General features: G+C 65.2%; 23 protein-coding genes and 1 tRNA gene. 8 read left to right on the forward strand and 16 right to left on the reverse strand.

What is annotated here, in order from left to right; genetic code table 11:
• Positions 1–18: 18 nt before the first annotated feature.
• Positions 19–1,149, reverse strand: a complete 1,131-nt coding sequence (gene psrA / locus ACVIGB_RS10985; RefSeq protein WP_456722666.1) for an iron-containing alcohol dehydrogenase PsrA — start codon at positions 1,147–1,149, stop codon at positions 19–21.
• A gap of 80 nt (positions 1,150–1,229) precedes the next feature.
• Here psrA and ACVIGB_RS10990 point away from each other — a divergent pair, with 80 nt between their 5' ends.
• Positions 1,230–2,138 (forward strand): LysR substrate-binding domain-containing protein, encoded by a 909-nt coding sequence (locus ACVIGB_RS10990; RefSeq protein WP_456722665.1) that lies wholly within the window; start codon positions 1,230–1,232, stop codon positions 2,136–2,138.
• Here the strand turns inward: ACVIGB_RS10990 and ACVIGB_RS10995 are convergent.
• The 4 genes from ACVIGB_RS10995 to ACVIGB_RS11010 are packed head-to-tail and all read right to left on the reverse strand — an operon-like array spanning position 2,107 to position 4,749.
• Positions 2,107–3,273, reverse strand: a complete 1,167-nt coding sequence (locus ACVIGB_RS10995) for an MFS transporter (RefSeq protein ID WP_092114872.1) — start codon at positions 3,271–3,273, stop codon at positions 2,107–2,109. The genes ACVIGB_RS10990 and ACVIGB_RS10995 overlap by 32 nt on opposite strands.
• Positions 3,270–3,707, reverse strand: a complete 438-nt coding sequence (gene arsC / locus ACVIGB_RS11000) for an arsenate reductase (glutaredoxin) (RefSeq protein WP_456722664.1) — start codon at positions 3,705–3,707, stop codon at positions 3,270–3,272. The genes ACVIGB_RS10995 and arsC overlap by 4 nt, the downstream gene beginning before the upstream one ends.
• Positions 3,704–4,390, reverse strand: a complete 687-nt coding sequence (locus ACVIGB_RS11005; RefSeq protein ID WP_456722663.1) for an aquaporin — start codon at positions 4,388–4,390, stop codon at positions 3,704–3,706. Before ACVIGB_RS11005 ends, arsC begins: the two co-directional genes overlap by 4 nt.
• Positions 4,390–4,749, reverse strand: a complete 360-nt coding sequence (locus tag ACVIGB_RS11010; protein WP_456722662.1) for an ArsR/SmtB family transcription factor — start codon at positions 4,747–4,749, stop codon at positions 4,390–4,392. The genes ACVIGB_RS11005 and ACVIGB_RS11010 overlap by 1 nt, the downstream gene beginning before the upstream one ends.
• Positions 4,750–4,798: 49 nt before the next feature.
• Here ACVIGB_RS11010 and ACVIGB_RS11015 point away from each other — a divergent pair, with 49 nt between their 5' ends.
• The gene (locus ACVIGB_RS11015) at positions 4,799–5,326 is read left to right on the forward strand and encodes a DUF6428 family protein (RefSeq protein WP_456722661.1); all 528 of its coding nucleotides are present in this window, start codon (positions 4,799–4,801) and stop codon (positions 5,324–5,326) included.
• Positions 5,327–5,365: 39 nt separating this feature from the next.
• Here ACVIGB_RS11015 and ACVIGB_RS11020 read toward each other — a convergent pair whose 3' ends face one another.
• Positions 5,366–5,575, reverse strand: coding sequence for a hypothetical protein (locus ACVIGB_RS11020; RefSeq protein WP_456722660.1), 210 nt, complete (start codon positions 5,573–5,575; stop codon positions 5,366–5,368).
• Positions 5,576–5,970: 395 nt separating this feature from the next.
• On the opposite strand from ACVIGB_RS11020, the gene ACVIGB_RS11025 reads away from it, so the two are divergent.
• Positions 5,971–6,996: an IS481 family transposase gene (locus ACVIGB_RS11025; protein WP_456722659.1), complete on the forward strand. Its 1,026-nt coding sequence runs from the start codon at positions 5,971–5,973 to the stop codon at positions 6,994–6,996.
• Between the two features lie 89 nt (positions 6,997–7,085).
• Here ACVIGB_RS11025 and ACVIGB_RS11030 read toward each other — a convergent pair whose 3' ends face one another.
• Positions 7,086–7,406: a helix-turn-helix domain-containing protein gene (locus ACVIGB_RS11030; protein WP_456722658.1), complete on the reverse strand. Its 321-nt coding sequence runs from the start codon at positions 7,404–7,406 to the stop codon at positions 7,086–7,088.
• 145 nt (positions 7,407–7,551) lie between these two features.
• Positions 7,552–8,973, reverse strand: a complete 1,422-nt coding sequence (gene mgtE / locus ACVIGB_RS11035) for a magnesium transporter (RefSeq protein WP_456722657.1) — start codon at positions 8,971–8,973, stop codon at positions 7,552–7,554.
• 84 nt (positions 8,974–9,057) lie between these two features.
• Between mgtE and ACVIGB_RS11040 the strand changes: the two genes are divergently transcribed.
• The gene (locus ACVIGB_RS11040) at positions 9,058–9,873 is read left to right on the forward strand and encodes a polysaccharide deacetylase family protein (protein WP_456722656.1); all 816 of its coding nucleotides are present in this window, start codon (positions 9,058–9,060) and stop codon (positions 9,871–9,873) included.
• A 95-nt stretch (positions 9,874–9,968) separates the two neighbouring features.
• Complete coding sequence (locus ACVIGB_RS11045) at positions 9,969–11,345, forward strand: polysaccharide deacetylase family protein (protein WP_456722655.1); 1,377 nt, start codon at positions 9,969–9,971, stop codon at positions 11,343–11,345.
• 8 nt (positions 11,346–11,353) lie between these two features.
• Here ACVIGB_RS11045 and ACVIGB_RS11050 read toward each other — a convergent pair whose 3' ends face one another.
• The 3 genes from ACVIGB_RS11050 to ACVIGB_RS11060 form a co-directional block, all read right to left on the reverse strand.
• Positions 11,354–11,728 carry a hypothetical protein gene (locus tag ACVIGB_RS11050; RefSeq protein ID WP_456722654.1) on the reverse strand — a complete coding sequence of 125 codons (375 nt, stop codon included), beginning with the start codon at positions 11,726–11,728 and terminating at the stop codon, positions 11,354–11,356.
• Positions 11,729–11,977: 249 nt separating this feature from the next.
• Positions 11,978–12,062 (reverse strand) — tRNA-Leu (locus tag ACVIGB_RS11055).
• Positions 12,063–12,154: 92 nt separating this feature from the next.
• A complete protein-coding gene (locus ACVIGB_RS11060; protein ID WP_021080574.1) occupies positions 12,155–12,400 on the reverse strand; it encodes a FliM/FliN family flagellar motor switch protein in 246 nt (81 codons plus the stop codon).
• 60 nt (positions 12,401–12,460) lie between these two features.
• Between ACVIGB_RS11060 and lipB the strand changes: the two genes are divergently transcribed.
• Entirely contained in the window at positions 12,461–13,189 is a 729-nt protein-coding gene (gene lipB / locus ACVIGB_RS11065; protein ID WP_456722653.1) for a lipoyl(octanoyl) transferase LipB, read from the forward strand.
• A 3-nt stretch (positions 13,190–13,192) separates the two neighbouring features.
• Here lipB and ACVIGB_RS11070 read toward each other — a convergent pair whose 3' ends face one another.
• A complete protein-coding gene (locus ACVIGB_RS11070) occupies positions 13,193–13,618 on the reverse strand; it encodes a tautomerase family protein (RefSeq protein WP_092114882.1) in 426 nt (141 codons plus the stop codon).
• Between the two features lie 115 nt (positions 13,619–13,733).
• Here ACVIGB_RS11070 and ACVIGB_RS11075 point away from each other — a divergent pair, with 115 nt between their 5' ends.
• The gene (locus ACVIGB_RS11075; RefSeq protein WP_456722652.1) at positions 13,734–14,591 is read left to right on the forward strand and encodes a LysR family transcriptional regulator; all 858 of its coding nucleotides are present in this window, start codon (positions 13,734–13,736) and stop codon (positions 14,589–14,591) included.
• Positions 14,592–14,612: 21 nt separating this feature from the next.
• Here the strand turns inward: ACVIGB_RS11075 and ACVIGB_RS11080 are convergent, their stop codons facing one another.
• From ACVIGB_RS11080 to ACVIGB_RS11095, 4 genes are read right to left on the reverse strand one after another with little or no spacing between them, the layout of a single operon-like run.
• Positions 14,613–15,038, reverse strand: a complete 426-nt coding sequence (locus ACVIGB_RS11080) for a hypothetical protein (protein WP_456722651.1) — start codon at positions 15,036–15,038, stop codon at positions 14,613–14,615.
• 10 nt (positions 15,039–15,048) lie between these two features.
• On the reverse strand, positions 15,049–16,485 hold the full coding sequence (locus ACVIGB_RS11085) for a TIGR01777 family oxidoreductase (RefSeq protein WP_456722650.1): 1,437 nt from the start codon (positions 16,483–16,485) through the stop codon (positions 15,049–15,051).
• Complete coding sequence (locus tag ACVIGB_RS11090) at positions 16,482–17,147, reverse strand: DUF4166 domain-containing protein (protein WP_456722649.1); 666 nt, start codon at positions 17,145–17,147, stop codon at positions 16,482–16,484. Before ACVIGB_RS11090 ends, ACVIGB_RS11085 begins: the two co-directional genes overlap by 4 nt.
• A gap of 26 nt (positions 17,148–17,173) precedes the next feature.
• The gene (locus ACVIGB_RS11095) at positions 17,174–17,731 is read right to left on the reverse strand and encodes a GbsR/MarR family transcriptional regulator (RefSeq protein ID WP_176530732.1); all 558 of its coding nucleotides are present in this window, start codon (positions 17,729–17,731) and stop codon (positions 17,174–17,176) included.
• Positions 17,732–17,971: 240 nt separating this feature from the next.
• On the opposite strand from ACVIGB_RS11095, the gene ACVIGB_RS11100 reads away from it, so the two are divergent.
• Positions 17,972–18,784 (forward strand): class I SAM-dependent methyltransferase, encoded by an 813-nt coding sequence (locus ACVIGB_RS11100; protein WP_456722648.1) that lies wholly within the window; start codon positions 17,972–17,974, stop codon positions 18,782–18,784.
• Positions 18,785–18,786: the final 2 nt, after the last annotated feature.

An 18,786-nucleotide genomic window follows, 5' to 3' on the forward strand; every position in this document is an offset into this window, starting at 1 on the left:
CGTGTCGCTATGCCGTCGTCACGCGCTCGCCGCACTCGGCATCCGCAGCGTCTGCGATGCCTCGATCAGCCGTTCCTTGGACCCCAGGAAGTTGCGGCCGCGCTCGCCCTGCAGCGAGTCCGCGATCAGCGCGTGCCACTCGCTACGCTCGATCCTGTAGGCGGCCGGATTGCAGGAGATGCCGAGCCGCGCCATGAAGTCCTCGAGATCGTCGGCGGCGCGCGCCAGGTCGGCGCCGAAGATCTGCTTGAGGCTGTCCTCGCAGAGCCCGCCCGCCCCTTTCACGCTGCGCAGCACCATCGGCAGCGAGAACGAGCAGGCGATGCCGTGCTGCACGCCGTGCCGCAGCGTGATCGGATAGGACAGCGAATGCGCGATCGCGGTCTTGGTGTTGGAGAACGCGAGGCCAGCGAATAGCGCCGCCTGCGCCATCCGGCTGCGCAGCTCGAGATTGCCCAGATCATTGGCGAGCCTCGGCAGCACGTCGAGAACGCCACGCGCCGCCGCCACCGCATGGTTGGCCGACACCGGGTTGTTGTTGACGTTCCAGATGCTCTCGAGCGCGTGCGACAGCGCATCGAGCCCGGTGCTGATGGTCAGAAGCTGCGGCTTGCCGAGCATCAGGCGCGGATCGATCACCGCATGGGTCGGATAGAGCGACGGCCGTGCCAGCGAATATTTCCTGCCGTTGGCCTCGTCCCACACCGTGCCCCAGCACGTCACCTCGCTGCCGGTGCCTGCGGTGGTCGGCACCGCGATGATCGGAATGGCGGACAAGCGATCGGCGCCCTGCTGCGTTTCCAGATAGGTCTTGACGGTCGCGAAGTCGCCGCCGGCAGCAGCGAACACCTTTGCGGAATCGATCACCGAGCCGCCACCGAGCGCGACAATCACTTCGGGCTGCCTGGCGAGCCCGGCAAAGCGCGCAGTCTGTTCGGTGAGCAGGCGGTAGTCCGGATTGGGGGCGACGTCGCGAATGGTCAGGACCGAAGCGCCCGCCGCATCCCGCAGCCGCCGCTCGAGCTCGGCGAAGACCGGCTCGCCATAGGTCACGAGCGCATAAGCGCGCTTGCCGATCAGCGCCGGCAGCTTGTCGAAGCTGTCGGCTCCGAATTCGACTCTTACCGGGTTGGAATAACTCCAGTCCATTCGCGCGTCCTCCATTTGGCGCGAAGGTACGGCGCCGGCTGGTATTGACAAATTCATTCTTCGGATGCGTTCTATTGATTATGTCAATAGTATTCAGCCAGCTTCGCGCCTTTCACGCGGTCGCCACCCATGGCGGCTTCACCGCGGCGTCGCGCGTGCTCAATGTCGGGCAACCGACGCTGACCATTCAGGTCAAGGAGCTGGAGGAGACCTACGGCGTCGAGCTTTTGATCCGCAAGCCGCGGCACACCGAGCTCACCGAACCCGGCGCCGCGCTGTTCGAGATCACCCGCGGAATCATGACATTCTGCGACGAGGCGCACGAACTGTTGGCCGCGCACGGCAAGGCGACCAAGGGCCATCTGCGGGTCGCGACCGTCGGGCCGTTTCATGCCACCGAGATCATTGCCGCGTTCAAGCGCGATCACCCCGAGGTGCAGATCTCGACCCTGCTCGGTAATTCCGAACGCACCCTCCGCCACATCATCGACTTCGAGGCCGACGTCGCGATCCTGGCGGAGGTGCCGGAGGATCCGCGCGTCACCATGATCCCCTATCGCACGCACCGCGTGATCGTGTTCGTCAACCGCGACCATCCCTGGTTCAAGCGGAAATCGGTCAGGCTGCGCGAGCTCGCCGACCAGCCCATCGTGCTGCGCGAACGCGGCTCGACCACGCGGCGCGCCTTCGAGGCGACGATGCAGGCCGAGGGCATCAGGATCGAGCCGGTGTTCGAGATCGAAAGCCGCGAAGGTGTGTGGAAGGCGGTCGAGCGCGGGCTCGGCATCAGCATCGTCGCCGACTTCGAATTCGTGCCGCATCCCAACCTGCGCGCACTCGAGATCAGCGACCGCACCATCAAGACCCAGTACAGCATCGCCCATCACAGCGGGCGCGGCCACTCCCCGATCATCAAGGCGTTCATCGATACGGTTCGGCGGATGAAAGGTCGCGACGCTACTGCGAGGGGATCTTCGGCTCGGCCTTGAGTGCGAACAATGCCAGGAGCGCAGCCAGACTGAGGGCCGATGTGACCGCGAACGTATAGCCGCCGAGCGGTGCAATCAGGAATCCGAAGACCAGCGGCGCGATCGCTTGCGACAGTCGCGATGGCGCGCCGAGCAGCCCCAAGCGGTAGCCGTAATCCTTCGGACCGAAGATCGCCAGCGGCAGCGTGCCGCGCGCAATAGTCAGGATGCCGTTTCCGGCGCCGTGCAGCAGCGCAAAGATCCCGGCGAAGCCACCGCCGAACAGGCCGATGACGCAGGCGCCCAAGGGGTGCGTGATGCAGGCCAATCGCGCCGACCAGAGTGGATGGAAGCGCTTCAGCAGGCTCGCTTCGACAATCCGTGCCGCCACCTGCGCCGGGCCGATCAATGCACCTGCCGCAATCGCCTGCGTTTGCGTTGCGCCCAACGCCTCCAGAATTCGCGGCAAATGAACCGCCATCGCCGACGTGACGCTCCAGGCGGCCGCGAAGGCAAAGGCGAGCAGCACCATCGCGCGGTCGATCGGAATATGCGGCTTTGGCGTGTCGGCTGCGATCCGATGCTCGCTCTTCAACCTGGGGACCAGGAAGGCGTTCAACGGCAGGCAGATCAGAATGTGCGCAGCCGCCCAGCCGAAGCAGGTCCAGCGCCAGCCGATGGTTGCAAGGCCCCACGCGGTGAGCGGCCAGCCGATCGTGCTGGCAAACCCGGCGATCAGGGTAATGCCGGTGATGGAGCGGCGTGCGGTGTTGCCATAGATGCGCCCGAGCGCCGCGAAGGCTGCATCATACAGGCCAAGGCCCATGCCGACGCCGAGCAGCAGCCAGCTTGCAGCCATCAGAACGCGGCCTTGCGAAAGTCCGAGCAGGATCAGGCCGAACGCCAGGATAAGATTGGACGCACAGAGCACTTCGCGCCCGCCCATGCGGTCGATCTGGCGGCCGACGCGCGGGCCGAGCAGTCCTGATATCACGAGCGCCATCGAGAACGCGGCGAACAGCCAGTTCGTGGATATGCCGAGGTCCCGCGCAATCGGGTCCGCGAGAATGGCCGGCAGATAGTAGCTCGACGCCCAGGCCAGGGTTTGCGTAGTGCCGAGCGCGACGATCAGGAGGTTATCTGCACGGCGGCTCATTCAGCGCGCGCACCCGGCGTCTTGGGCGATATCTTGGGCGAAACCACCTCGCCGTCTTCCTTGACGAACCGGCCGATGTCGGCAACGGCGAGGAGATCGAGGACGGCCTCGGACGGCCGGCATAGCTTCACGCCCTTCGGCGAGACCACGATAGGCCGATTGATCAGGATCGGATGCGCCATCATGAAATCGATCAATTCGTCGTCGCTCCATTTCGGATTGGCGAGATCGAGCGCGGCATAGGGCGTGCCTTTCTCGCGGAGCAGCGCGCGCGGTATCATGCCCATGGCTGCGATCAGCGCGATCAGCTTGTCGCGCGAGGGAGGCGTCTTGAGATATTCGACGATCTCGGGCTCCTCCCCGCTTTGGCGGATCATTGCCAGGGTGTTGCGCGACGTCCCGCAATCGGGATTGTGGTAGATCGTGATCGTCATCGGACTGCTTCCTTGGTGGTTTCGGCGCCCCGCAGCAGCCAGGTCATGAATGCCAGCGCGACCATGGCTCCCAGAACCTCGGCGACGATGAAGCCCGGCAGATCCTGCGCGCGGATGCCGGAAAACGTGTCGGTAAACGATCGCGCGATGGCGACGGCCGGATTGGCGAACGACGTGGATGCGGTGAACCAGTACGCGGCCGTGATGTACAGCCCGACCAGCCATGGAATCGCGGCCTCACGAAATCGGAGGCCACCAATGATCGTTGCGATTAGTCCGAACGCGGCAACGAATTCGGCAAACCATTGCGGAAATCCCGTCCTTGCCTTCGCCGAGAATTCCAATAGCGGCAGGCCGAACATGGCGTGCGCGACCATTGCGCCGAGGATTCCCCCGAGCACCTGCGCCGCGACGTATTGCGCGGCATGCGGCGGACGGAGTTCGCCCTTGAGCATGAAGACCAGCGTGACCGCCGGATTGAAATGCGCGCCGGATATTGGCCCGAGGATCGTGATCAGCACCACCAGAATGGCGCCGGTCGGAAGGGTGTTGCCGAGCAGCGCCAACGCAACGTCCTTGGTCAGCGTCTCGGCCATGATGCCGGAGCCAACGACGGTCGCGACCAGAAGTAACGTACCGAGGCCCTCGGTCACCAGGCGCCGCGGCAGGTCGAAGCCGTGCATCAGGCGCGCGCCTTTTTCTTGGCCGTGGAGGGCCTGCACTCGGCATCGGCGAGCGCCGGCGCGCAGATGTCCGGGTGGCCCGCGCAGCAATCCTTCATCAGGAAGGCAATGAGATCACGCAAGCCGGTGAAATCCGCCGAGTAAATGATCGAACGCGCCTCGCGACGCGGCACGATCATGCCGGCATGCTCGAGGTCCTTCAGATGGAACGATACGTTGGATGGCGATACTGCGACCGCCTCGGCGATCGCCCCTGCCGCCATGCCATCGGGACCGGCCTGTACAAGCAATCGCACGATCCGCAGCCGCGTTTCCTGCGACAGCGCGGCGAAGGCGGTTCGGGCTTGACGCTCCTCCATCTTTTGATAATCCTACAATTCAAGAATCATTGAAATGAGGATAGCAGCCGTGAACCCGCTTGCCAATACCCGATCGACCGTCGGCGCCCTGCTGGCGGTCGAAGAGCTCTCGTCTGCAGCACTGCTTTCCAGCCTCGAGGCGCACAGGGAGAAGCCGCTGATCTTCAGTTACGACGGCCGGGATGTCCGCCCCAGCTACCACGTCACCGAGGTCAAGACCGGCTCATTCAGAGGGCTCGATTGCGGCGCCAACCCCGAGAGCTGGAGCGAGACCTTCATTCAGCTCTGGGACATCGAGGAGGAAAACCGGGGCCACATGCCGGCCGGAAAGTTTCTTGCGATCATCCGCAAGGTCGACGAGGCCGTCGGCTTCGATCCGCAAGCCAAGCTGACCTTTGAAGTAAGCGATGGCGTCCGGCCGATGCAAATCTATCGCGCGGAACGCATGGATGCCGGCGACGCCGCGATCCGCGTCTATCTCTCGGCGCGTCCATCGAGCTGCAAGCCGCGCGACCGATGGCTGCAGGAACAGCAGTCCTGCTGCGCGCCGAAAACCAAGCAGCCGTGCTGCGGTTGATCATCAGACGACCAGCCGGCCTGACGCCCCGGTCGCGAGCTATCCGCCCTCGTCGAAGCGAGCCAATGCTCCCTCGATGAGCTCGATCTCCTCGGCGAGGGTCTCGTTCACGACCGATGGCCTGAAACCCGGAACGCTGTGGGTCCGAACATCGTCCAGCAGGTGTTGGCGATGGTCTCGCAGCTGTTCCAGCGCTTGACGATTCTTCAGCGACACGTAGCCGGCAATGATCTGCTCGATGGCCTTCATGGGAAATCCACGCTGCAAAATAAAAACGTACTGCAATCCTTGGATTAAAGCGGCCAAACCACCTTGCTGGCAAGCCCCATGACGCGGTGCCGGGAGCGCTGGCACGGCTCCCCGCAAGACCACGCCTCGCGCACCACAGGCGGCGGCGAAGGCCCTGCCGTCTCGTTGCGGCCGGCCCGCGCCGGCACCCGGCGTTCCCTGCGCCCTCTTTAAGAGAGAGGGCGAAACGAGATGCATAGCTCGGACGATTCATGTCGCGAGAATGCGGATGTATGCCTCACAACTCGCGCAACGCACTCGCTGTCGTCCCTGCGAAAGTGTTTGGTCCCTGCTGATTGGTTGGATGGAATCGGTGTAGAACGAGGCGTGGCCTTTGTCAGGGAGCACCTCGTGTCATGGAACTGAACCTGCACGCGAACGCCACCACGACACCCAAGACGCGCGCCTACATCCAGCGCAGCAAGAAGTCGGTTGCCCAGTTGGCGGCTGAACTGGGGGTCAGCGAGACCACGATCTACCGCTGGCGCGGCCGCACCACGGTTGGAGACCGTTCGCACCGGCCGAACAACCTCACGACCAGCCTGTCGGCCGTCGAAGAGCGAGCGGTTTGCGAGTTGCGGACGTCGCTGCAGTTGCCGCTGGACGACATCGTCGAGGTGATGCAGCGATGCATCAATGCCAAGCTGTCCCGCAGCGCCATTCACCGCTGCCTGCAGCGCAATGGCATCAGCCGGCTTGCCAAGCCTGACAAGCCCAAGCCCGGTATCTTCGAGACCGCCAGCATCGGCTTTATCCATATCGACGTGAAGTATCTGCCGGCTCTGCAACGCCGCACCAGCTATGCTTTCGTCGCCATCGACCGCGCCACCCGCTACGTCTTTGTCGAGATCCATTCCAGGCGGGACGGAGCCACCGCGACCGGCTTCCTCAAACGCTTCCTGGCCGACTTCCCGCACGAGGTTCACACCATCCTGACCGACAACGGCGCCGAGTTCACCGACCGCTTTGCTGTCGACAAGAAGAACAAGCCGGTCGGGAAACCGTCCGGCGACCACCCCTTTGATCAGGTCTGCAAGCAGCGCGGCATCCAGCATCGCCTGACCAAGCCCTACCACCCGCAGACCAACGGTCTCGTTGAACGCTTCAACCGCCGTATCGCCGAAGCCATTGGCCGCGAACAAAAGCGCGGCAGTGCAAGGCGCACCTTCATCGACCATGCCGATCGGGACGCCTTCATCGCCAAGTTCGTCCACGACTACAACCGAACTCGCCTCAAATGCCTCGGCTACCTGGCCCCAATGCAGGCCCTCGCCAATCACACGGGACCAAACACGAAAGCAGGGACCCATGACCACGAATGGCCATTGTTGCGCGATGGTGGAACGACGAATCCCGTTCACAACACGGGCCGCGGAGTATGAGTCCCTGCTTTCGCAGGGACGACACTGGTGCTGTGGCCTGTAAGCGCGATCAATCGGCTGATTATGAACGCCGCCCGCTGCGTATCCGCTCACGCCGCCGTCGGCTCGCTCGACAGCGCGGCGAACACCGTCTCCGGCGAATGGGCGATCACCGCGAGCAGCGCGCGGGCGGGTCCCCGCGGGGCGCGCTTGCCCTGCTCCCAGTTGCGGATGGTCTCCACCGGTACGCCAAGCTTGGCGGCGAATTCGAGCTGGGTAAGTTGGGCCCGGCGGCGCAGATCGCGCACGGCCGGTTGCGCGGCCGAAGGCTGCATCGCCGCCTCGGCCGGATGTGCGGGCGCGAGCGGGATTTCCTGCCCGTCGCGCAATTCGACGATCCGTCCGTCCGCCTTGAGCCGCAACCGCTGCATGATGGCCCCCGTGATGGCCCCTTTGGAGATAGGACCATCATCCGCCAACCCCGTTAAGGCGCGATTAACGATAAACCGGCCTGCAAGGCCACCCGTTAGGCATGACCTTTTCGGAAAACCGCTTCGCACTTTTCCGGGTCATGCTCTATTTCAGCCCGAACCACAGCGTGGCGATGCCGAGAAACGAGAAGAAGCCGACCACGTCGGTGACGGTCGTGACGAAGGTGCCGGAGGCGACCGCGGGATCGGCGCGCACCCGTTCCAGCACCATCGGAATCAGGATGCCGCCGAGCGCGCCGGCGACCAGGTTGCAGATGATCGCAAGCCCGATCACGATGCCGAGGCCGGGGATCCTGAACCAGGCCACCGCGGCGATGCCGGTGATGACGGCAAAGGCGAGCCCGTTGACGAGCCCGACCATGGTCTCGCGCAACACCACGCGCGTCGCGTTGAACGCACCGAGCTCGCGGGTGGCGAGCGCGCGCACCGCGACCGTCATGGTCTGGGTCGCGGCATTGCCGCCCTGGCTCGCCACGATCGGCGCCAGCACCGCGAGCGCCACCATCTTCTCGAGCTGGCCCTCGAACAGGCCGAGCACCGAGGAGGCCAGGAACGCGGTGGCGAGATTGACCAGAAGCCAGTTGAAGCGGCCGCGGGCGATGGTCCAGACCGTGTCGGAAAGCTCTTCAGGGTGGGTGACGCCGCCCAGCGCCTTGAGGTCCTCGTCGGCCTCCTCCTCGATCACGTCGACGACGTCGTCGATGGTGATCACGCCGACCAGCCGCTCGGTGGTGTCGACCACGGGAGCCGCGACCAGATTGTATTTGCCGAACATCCGCGCGACCTCTTCCTGGTCTTCCAGCGCGGAGACCCGGCGGCGGCCCTCGTCGATCAGGTCCTTGACCGGGACCGGGCGGCGCGTGCGCAACAGCACGTCGAGCGGCACCGCGCCCAGCAGATGCTTGTCGGCGTCGACCACATAGATCTCGTAGAAGCGGTCCGGCAGATCGGGCGTGTCGCGCATGTAGTCGATCGCCTGCCCGACTTTCCAATCCGGCGGCACCGCGATGAACTCGGTCTGCATCCGCCGGCCGGCGGAATTCTCCGGATACAGCAGGCTGCGCTCGATGTCCTCGCGCTCGGCCGCCGGCAGCTTCTCCAGGATCTCTTCCTGATCCTCCTCGTCGAGGCTTTCCAGCAGCTCGACGGCGTCGTCGGATTCGAGTTCGCGGACGCCCTCGGCAACGGTCTCCGGCTCGAGTTCCTCGAGGATCTCCTCGCGGACGGTCTCGTCGACCTCGTTGAGCGCCGAGAAGTCGAAGTCCGTGCCGGTGATCTCGACCAGGGTGACGCGGTCGTCCGGCTCCAGCGCCTCGATCAGGTCGCCGAGATCGGCCTCGTGCAGTTCCGCCACCACCTCGCACAGCAGGGGCCGGTCGGCGGCATGGATGGCCCGGGTGATCTCCGCGACGAATTCGGGGCGGAGCTGGCCCTCCTCGTTCCGCATCGGCATCCGGGCGAGCGGGTCGGCCTCGGCGGGTTCGGCAACGTCGATATTCTCGGCCATGCCGTGTTTCGCCGGTTTGACAGGAGGGGAAAAACTGCTCTGATGAGTGCGGAACGGATTACCTAATCGGTGGGGCCCAGTGCAATGAGAAAGATGTCGAGCGCACCGCGACCGATCCTGAACATTGTCGCGGCGCTGATCGCGCTCGCACCTGTTGCGCTGATTAGCTCGGCGAAGGCCGCCGAATGCCCGCGCAAGGACGCGCTCGGCACCTCGCGTGTGCTGGAGGTCGACCCTGCGACCTATCCGCGCGTCGGGCAGAAAAGCTTTCCGCAGACCCTGCCGCTGCGGGATGGTGAAGTCGTGCTGACCTTCGACGACGGGCCGACACCTGGCGTCACCGACAAGGTGCTGACGGCACTGGCAACCGAATGCGTGCAGGCCACCTTCTTCATGGTCGGCCGCAATGCGGCCGATCATCCCGACATGGTCCGCAAGATCGCGCGGCTCGGCCACAGCATCGGCTATCATAGCTGGGACCATCCGCATCTCAACAAAATGCCGACCGATCAGGCCGAGGCGAACATCAATCGGGGGATCGAAGCGGTCCAGACGGCCTTGCGCGGCACCGCGAGCACGGTCCCGAGCACGCCGTTCTTCCGGTTCCCTTATTTCGAGTCGACGCCCGCCCTGCTCGAGCGCCTGGAAAAGCGCGGTATCGCGGTGTTCGGCGCCGATTTCTGGGCCAGCGATTGGAACAAGATGACCCCCGAGGAGGAACTCAAGCTGCTCACCGGGCGACTCGAAGGTCATCGCAAGGGAATTATCCTGCTGCATGACCCGCAGATGCGAACAGCCGAGATGCTGCCGGCCTTCCTAAGGTACCTGCAGGAGCATAATTATCACGTCGTCCACGTCGTCCCGGCGGCGTTGAAAACCGTGTCTGACCGGACACATTGAACCCGGGACCCAAGGTGGATTACAGACCGTTAAGGCGGCATTCATGAGGCCGCACCTAAGGATTCGTCAGTGCGTTTGGAATGCGGCCGAGATTGATGATTGCAGACGTCCTGGTGATGATCCGGAAGCGGTCGCGGACCGTGGTCGGCGCGGCGCTGCTGGGCTGCTGCTTCATGACGCCGGAGGCCGGCCTCGCCGCGGATTGTCCGGGCAACCCCAACGCGCTCGGCACCTCGCGGACCATCGTCGTCGATCCCAGGGAGCATCCGCGGATCGGCACCATGCAGTATCCGGAAACGCTGCCGCTCGCCGATCACGAGGTGGTGCTGACCTTCGACGACGGACCGCTGCCGAAATACAGCAACCAGGTGCTGGCCATTCTCGCCAGCCAATGCGTCAAGGCGACCTTCTTCACCATCGGCTCCCAGGCCCGGTTCAATCCGGAGGGCGTGCGCAAGCTGGTTGCCGCCGGGCATACTGTCGGCACGCACAGCCAGAACCATCCGCTGACGATGAACAAGATGCCGCTCGAGCGCGTGCGGCAGGAAGTCGACGACGGCATCGCCTCGACGCTCGCCGCGCTCAACGGCGACAAGAGCAAGCTCGCGCCGTTCTTCCGGATCCCCGGCCTGATGCGCGCCGAGATCCCCGAAGCCTATCTGGCGTCACAGGGCATCCAGGTCTGGAGTGCCGACTTCCCGGCCGACGACTGGCGCCACGTCTCGCCGCAGCGGGTCTACGACCTCGCGATCCAGCGGATCGAGGCCAAGCACAAGGGCATCCTGCTGCTGCACGACATCCAGCCGCGCACCGTCGCGGCACTGCCGCGCATCCTCAACACGCTGAAGGAGCGCGGCTACCGCATCGTCCATGTCGTGCCCGCGACAGCGGACCGCCCGGCGACGCCGACCGAGCCGCAGCAATGGTTCATGCGTCCGCCGACCGAGACGGTCGCGATCACGCGCTGGCCCAAAATTGCGAACTTCGTCTTCACCGCGACGCGGACGCTGCCGGCCCCGGTGTTTGCCGACATGGATTGGCGCGATGCCGACATTCTCGATCACGCGCAGCGCGCGCGCGTCGGCGCATCCGTCCGCACCCTGTGGCCGCAGCCGCAGTTCACCCAGCTCGCGGCGGTCTCGACATTGCCGATCCCGGCGGCGGACGTGTTTCGCGTTCCCGAAGCGCTGGACCTGACCCTGCTCGCGGCCCGCTCGGCGGCCGATCGCCGTCTCGCACAGCGCGCGACAGCTGTCCCCGGCGTCGGCGCACCGCGCGCGCAGGCGATCCCGGCGCGCCAGGCCAGGCACCCGAAGCAGGCCGCGCATCAGATCCCCGCTGCGGCTCACGGCCGACTTCACGGCGCGCCGCTGCATGTCGTACCGCCGGCCGCGAGCAATGCGTCGGTCCACGTCGCCAAGCGCACCCCGCGCGCCGAGGCCTCAGCGGCCAGCAAGCGCGTGCCTGACTAGAGCGCGATCTAGCTGACCACGATCTTGGCGACGCAGAGCAGGATCACCAGCGCCAGGAAGAAGATGTCGATATAGGATTTGATCTCGCCGGCATGCCTGAGCGCGGTGACATCGGTGACGATCTGCTTGCGCGAGGCCACCGCATTGGGCCCCTCACCGGCGGCAGCGGCGAGCCGCCGCGTCTCGCCTTCGAGGCGCTCGATACGCTGGAAGAAATAGAACGAGCGCAGGCCGGAAAGGGCATGCATCGTTGCATAGACCAGGACCAGGATCGCGACCGTCGCGCGCTGCTCGTATTTCTCCAGCAGATTCAGCGTGAAATAGACCAGTCCCAGGAACACGAAGTTGGAGAGAACACGGTAGGCGTAGCTAGCAAAGATCATCGAGGTCTCCGGGTGGGGCAGGCTTGCGGCCGCGCGGTCGGGAGACGCGGCCGCCTCCGGTCGGCAGCGCCACACCGGCAAGGCCATGCATCCGCGAATCTACCTGACCGGTGTTACAGGACCGCATCGACCGGCGCCTTCACGTCGCCGGCCGGCACTCGTCGGACCTGCCCCGGGGCGCGGGGCCGGCACGGTCAGTGCGCGGCTACGCTTCGAAAAGTCCAGCGATTTCAAGGATCAGCTGAGGTGTGGTGCGCTCGGAGGGACTCGAACCCCCACGGTGTTACCCACTGCCACCTCAAGGCAGCGCGTCTACCAATTCCGCCACGAGCGCTAAGGATGTCGGATGGAACCCTAAGGCGCCGCCGCATCGAGGGGGCCATGTAACAAATCACGGATGCAGGGACAAGGCGCTTGATGCGTGAATTAACTGCGAACCCCGGGAGATTTCGGCAGCATCTGCTTGACCTCGACCGCAATCCGGTTGCGGTCGACCAGGACGACGCCGCTGGCCACCGGCAGGTTGTTGGCGAGGATCTTGACCTCGTCGGCCTCGGTGGCATCCAGTTCGATGATGGCGCCGCGGGACAGCCGCATGACCTGGTGAATCGGCATGGTGGTCGTGCCGAGGACCACCATGAGATCGACGCTGACTTTATCAAGCGTGGGCACTTCTGAACCACCGAACGGGAACTAAATTGTGGGTTCACCTGACCACGTTAGGGTTAGCTAATGGTTAACGACCGCCAAAGCCTCGATTTGACGACCTTTGCGTGCCCTTCGGGCGGCGAATCGGTCGAATGGCGGATCTCGGACCGTCCGGTGCCCTACCCCGATTCTCTCGCCGAGATGGACGCAAGGGTGGCGGCGATCGCCGAGGGCTCGGCGCCTGAACTGGTGTGGCTGCTCGAGCATCCGCCGCTCTACACCTCCGGCACCAGCGGCAAGGCCGACGATCTGCTGGCTCCGCGCTTTCCGACCTTCCAGAGCGGCCGCGGTGGCCAGGTCACCTATCACGGCCCGGGCCAGCGCGTTGCCTATGTGATGCTCGACCTCAAGCGGCGCCGGCCGGATGTGCGCGCCTATGTCGCCTCGCTGGAGGAATGGATCATCCGCACGCTCGCCGCCTTCAACGTCCGCGGCGAGCGCCGCGAGGACCGCGTCGGGGTCTGGGTGCGGCGCCCGGACAAGGGGCCTGGCCATGAGGACAAGATCGCCGCGATCGGCGTGCGGCTGCGCCGCTGGGTCTCGTTCCACGGCATCGCGATCAATGTCGAGCCCGATCTCTCGCACTTCCAGGCGATCGTGCCCTGCGGCGTGGTCGATCCGCGCTACGGCGTCACCTCGCTGGTCGATCTCGGGCTGCCGGTCACGATGGCCGATGTCGACATCGCGCTCCGGCAGGCATTTTCCGAGGTGTTCGGAGACACTGCAGCGCGCCTGCCGGAAGCAACCTCATAGGACCTACGCCGCCTTCTGTGGCGCGACCTCGAGCTTGCCGGCGATGTAGCGGCGCTCCTGGGTGAGGCCACCGAAGCCGTAGGCATCGCCCTTCACCTCGTCGACATGGGCGTAGCTCTCGGTGTGGAGCGGTCCGAGCAATTCGCCCATACGCTTGAACAGCGCGGCGAGATAGGCCGCCTTCTCGTCCTTGGTGTTGGTGCCTTCGGTGACGTGGATGTCGAGCCAGTAGCTCGCGAGCCCCTGCTCGGCGAGCGACTTGCCGCCGGCGAACCAGTCGGCGGCGTCGGCGGACTTCACGATGATTGCCGTGACCTTGGGGTCCTTGTGCAGAATCCCTGCGGTCAGCTCCGAGACGGCAGCGGCGATGTCGGACTTCAGCGACGGCCTCTCGCGCGAGGTCGCATAGGTAACGGTGATGAGCGGCATGATCGGTCTCCTTGAATTCGGTTGGCGCGGGTCAATCGCGCCTCCTCCAACTAGACCTTTGCGCATCATCTTGGTATCTTATCTATATGGATAGCAATGATAACGATTATTGATCATGACGGCGACGCTCGATATCGACACCGTGCAGGCCTTCCTCCTCGTCGCCGAGCTGCAGGGCTTCACCCGTGCCGCCGAGGCGCTCGGCGCCACGCAAGCGGCGATCAGCATGAAATTGCAGCGGCTGGAAACCGTGCTCGGCAAGCGGCTGGTCGAGCGCTCGCCGCGCGCGGTGCGGCTGACCGCCGATGGCGCGGCCTTCCTGCACCATGCCCGCGCGCTGATCGAGGTGCATGACCGTGCGCTGTCCGGCGAGACACCGGCGCGGCAGCAGTTGACGCTCGGGATCAGCGATCACGCCGCCGGCCAAGAGCTGGTGCCGCTGCTGGAGCGGCTGCACGCAATGGCCTCTCAGCTTGCGCTCGCCGTGACCATCGGCTTCTCGCGCGAGATGCTCGACGCCTACGATGCCGGCGAGCTTGACGCCGTGATCGTGCGCCAGGAAGGCAGCCGGCGCGGCGGCGAGAAACTGACCGAGGACGAATTCGGCTGGTTCGCCGCCAGGCGCTTGGTCTGGCCGCGCGGCGATGTGCTGCCGCTCGCTACGCTGGCGCCACCGTGCGGGGTGCGCGCCCTCGCCGTGCGGGCGCTCGACAAGGCCGGCATCGCGTGGACCGAAGGCTTCGTTGGCGGCGGCGTCACCGCGGTCGTGGCTGCCGCGCTCGCAGGCCTTGCCGTTGCGCCCCTCGTCCGCCGCATCGCGCCACCCGGCTTGATCGACATCGGACCCACGCACAAGCTGCCGCGGCTCGGCACGTCAAAGGTGATGCTGCACTCGAAGGTCAGCGATCCCGCCAAGCTCGCGGCATTGCGGACGCTGGCGGCGACATTCCGGAGTGTGGCGTCTGCGGCGTAGTGCGGGCACCGCTCTGCGGCATCACAGGGAATGCTCGGCGGCTTCCAGCTCTCTCACGACAAACCAGTAGGTCAGGCCTGCGATAAATCCGGCGGCGGCGAACAGGCAGACAAGTCCGGATGTCCAGACGGCCGGAGACCGCAGCAGCACCGTGATGCTCAATGCGCCGATCGCAGCGCCTGCGCCGGCGAAGAACCCGGCGGATCGGATTTCGAACTCCTCGCTTAGCCAGATCGCGATCGCTGCGGGAATCGCGGTCAGCAGGCACGTGATGACAAAGACCAGGAATGAAGGGAGCAGAAGCGCGATGACGCCTCCCAGCAGCCTCATGATGTCGCCGCCGGATGCGACCATCAGGAGCGTCTGGGCAACGCCAGAGAGAACCGCCGTTGCGGCTCCGCATCCTGCGAGCCAACCTCCAAATGCACGGCAACCGTCATCAGACATCGCGCCCTCCTCACAAGATCGCCTCGAACGCGCTGCGCAGGGTCTCGTGCCGGAACACAAAGCCGTTGCTGAGCGCCTTGTTCGGCAGCACGCGCTGGCCGCCGAGCAGCAGCTCATTGGCGAAGTCGCCGCCGACGGCGCGGAGCAGCGCGGCAGGCACGCGAAAGATCGCGGGCCGGTGCAGGCGGCGTCCGAGTTCCTCGGTGAATTTCGTGTTGGTCACAGGGATCGGCGCGGTCGCGTTGATCGGGCCTGCGAGCTCCGGCTTCGCGATCACATGCGCGATCAGGCGCACCAGATCGTCGCGCTCGATCCATGACATCCACTGCTTGCCTGAGCCGAGCGGGCCGCCGAGACCGAATTCGAAGGGCGTCAGCATCCGCGTAATGAAGCCGCCGTCGGTGCCGACCACGAGACCGATCCGCAAATACGCCACGCGCACGCCATGACCGGCAGCGGGCTTGGCCGCATTCTCCCAGGCCTCGCACAGTTCATGACTGAAGCAAGCGTGGGATTTCGCCGACTCCGTCAGCACCTGATCCTGCCAGAGCCCATACCAGCCGATCGCGGAGCCGCTCACCAGCACCGACGGCTTGCGTTCGAGCCGCGCGATCAGCCTGACGACCTCGGCCGTCATCTCGACACGCGAGGCGATAATCTTGCGGCGCTTGGCTTCAGTCCAAAGACCGTTGCCGATCGGCTCGCCCGCGAGATTGACGACGGCGTCGATCCCTGAGTCCGCGGGCAGCTGGTCGAGGCTCGTGATCAGCGTCACCGGCGGTGACAGCATCTCGGCCTTCGCCGGATTGCGGATCAGCGCAATCACCTGATGGCCTGATGCGGTGAGGCTTGCAGCCAGGCGGCTGCCGATGAAACCGGTCGCACCGGTGATGAGCACGGTCTGCCGCGCCGGCAATTTCTCCACCAAGGTGCCGGCCGAACCGCTGACCATCCGTCCCAGCCGCCTGGCAGCAGCGAAGTCACGCGCACCGAACAGCGCCGCGCCGAAGGCCGCCGCAGTTGCGAACAGGCTTAGGAGGCCCGCATAGGCCGGCACGACAGCCGTCGGCAGCATCGCCCAGCCGATCAGGACCGGCACTAGCAGCACGAGGATGGCGCCGTAATTGATCGCCAGCAGCGTATGATTGATCCGCTCGCTCGGCGGCAGCTTTCGGCTCAGATCCTCCTCGACGAAATCCATCAGCGTGATGACGACCTCGACGACCAGCACGGCCATGATGGCGATCGCAAAGATGCCGTGCACTTGAAGCCAGCCGAGCACGAGGAACAGCAGTGCATAAAGCATGTTCCGCACGCTGTGCAGCTGCAACTCATGACGCTGCGAGGGACGCCAGGCGAGCCGCTCCGTGAATTCGTGGTGATAGAAGGTGTCGAACGCGCCCATCGCGATCTGGATGGCGACCAAGGTCCACAGCAGCGGCGTCATGACGAAGCCTCCCTGAACACGGCGGACTGACGGATCAGCCGGCCGAAACGCGGGTGGATGATCTCCAGCGTAAAGCGGAAGTCGCCGCAGCCGAGATCGGAATGCGTGACGGTGAGATCGCCTGGCGTGAGCCATTCGGGCAATTGCACCCGAAACGGCCCGAGCCGCAGCGAATAGCCGACGCTATGAAACACCAGCGCCTCGTGCTCGACCGCGATCCGCAACGCCATGCTGACGCCGAATCCGACATACTCCTCGAGCCCGGTCGGCCCGGCAAAGCGCTTGGCGGAATGGATGACCTGCGGGAAGCCGTCGCGGCGCGCGCAGATGCGGGTCCAGATCTGGCCGCCGCTCGCGGCGTCCTCGGTAACCGTGACGATCATCGGCACGCCGGTCTCGGTGCCGGTCGGAAGCGGCCCGCCGATCAGCCGCGCGGCCTGTGCCAGCCACCAGCCGGCGCGGCTGCTCGATGCTTCCTCGACCTCGCCGACATAGACGACGGTGTTGCCGTCCTCGAACCGCTTCGAGAAGCGCCGCCAGATCGCGACCGGCAGGCGGCCCCAATCCTCGTCCGACAGCAATGCGCGGAAGCGATGATCGTCGAGCAGTTTCGTATCGGAAGCCGGCGCTGTCTTTAAGGTGGATATCCTTGCTGACACCATCGCACACTCCCGTTACGCCGCCGCCCCTATTTGGCCCTGCCTGTCGGCAGGAAACTCACGATCTTCTCGCCGAGCTTGATCAACGCGACCAGGCGCGGCCGCGGCACGTTCAGCATCTGCGTGTACCAGCGGTCGACCAGTTCGGTGAATGTCAGCATCTCCTTCAGCCGCTTGCTGGCGAGCGGGCTGATGGCGGGATCGTCGGCCGCGTCGGAGACGCAAGCGCGCAGCGCCGCCAGCGCGGGATCGATCTCGCGCTCCTTGCGTCCGGCCGCGATCTTCGCCGCGACCTCCCAGATATCAGTCTCGGCCTCGAAATGGTCGCGGCGATCGCCGAGGATCGGGACGCGCCGGATCAATCCCCAGGACAGCAATTCCTTGATCGAATTGGAGACGTTGGAGCGCGCCATGCCGAGCGTGTCGGCGATGTCCTCCGCGGTCATCGGCGCTTCGGCGAGATAGAGCAGCCCGTGGATCTGGCTGACCGAGCGGTTGACGCCCCATTCGTCGCCCATGTCGCCCCAATGCAGGATGAAGCGCTCGACGGCGGCGGGAAGTTTTTTCTTGGCGGTTATTTCTGTCATGACAGAAATATCAGATTGTTCGGAGCAGAAGTCAAGGGTCATCGATGCCGCCAGGGACGCCGCATGACGCAGCGTGTCCCTCTCGGCTGTGTGACCCCAGCGAGGGTGATTCATCACAGATGACGAATTTTCCTTTGTCGCGACCGACGTCTTCGTCCAAGCTGATCCGGGTGGACGATTTTTCGGCCGGATCGCGGGCTGTCGACACGAGCCAGCTTCACGGCCAACAAGGAGCTTGCGATGCCCGCGTCCGACAAGGAGTTCGTTGGGTCCATTCCAGAACTTTACGACCGGCTCCTCGTGCCGATGATTTTTGAACCCTACGCACGCGATCTCGCACAACGCGCCAAGGCCATTGGCCCGCGCGACCTGCTCGAGACGGCCGCGGGCACCGGGGCCGTGACCCGCGCGCTGTCGGCAGCGCTCGGCCGCGGCACCCGCATCGTGGCGACCGACCTGAATGAGCCGATGCTCGAACGGGCGAAATCGCGGATGCCGGACGCGGCCGATATCACGTGGCGGCAGGCCGACGCGCTCAACCTGCCGTTCGACAATGCGAGCTTCGAAGTCGTCGCCTGCCAGTTCGGCGCGATGTTCTTCCCCGACAAGCCCAAGGGCTATTCGGAAGCTCGCCGTGTCCTGAAGCCGGGCGGCCGCTTCCTGTTCAGCATGTGGGATCGCATCGAAGAGAACGAGTTTGCCGACGTGGTGACCCAGGCATTGGCAGAGGTCTTCCCGGCCGATCCGCCGCGATTCCTCGCGCGCACGCCCCATGGCCACTACGCGGCAGACCCGATCCGGGCCGATCTTTTGGCCGCGGGCTTCAGCAAGATCGAGATCGACACCGTCCGGGAGCAAAGCCGGGCGAACGCGCCGCACGATCCGGCGATCGGTTTTTGCCAGGGCTCACCGCTGCGCGGCGAGATCGAGGCGCGCGGCGGGATCGGCCTCGACGCCGCGACCGAGCACGCTGCATCGGCGCTCGCGCGGCGCTTCGGCAAGGGCGCGATCGAAGGCCGCATTCAGGCGCTGGTGATCACGGCTGTTGCGTGACC

The organism is Bradyrhizobium sp. USDA 4341, assembly GCF_054063755.1.